Genomic DNA, 263 nt, shown 5'->3' with positions numbered 1-263 from the left:
GTGGTGGCAATGCACTTGCCCAACGGATGCACGGGGCGGGCTGCTGCCACCACGGACTCGTCCCCGTCGTCGTGCTCGAACACGGCCTTTTCCTGCCAGTATTCGAGCACGGTCAGCTGGGCCGGGATGAACTCCAGCTCTTCCTTGACCTTGGTGAAGAAGGTCTTGGTGGCGCCGGCTTTCTCGTCATCGCTGAGGGTCAGCTCAATGCGCTTGCGCCGCAGTTGATCCGAGAAGCCGCGTTGGCGGTTCTTACGGGCGGG

1 pseudogene is annotated in these 263 nt (G+C 63.1%); it reads right to left on the bottom strand.

From position 1 onward, the window contains the following. Window positions 1-263 (bottom strand): annotated as a pseudogene (locus AC1RQI_RS17260) (IS66 family transposase); the annotation flags it as partial.

The organism is Salicola sp. AFF1 (assembly GCF_056783195.1).
This window is presented reverse-complemented; position numbering and strand designations above follow the sequence as displayed.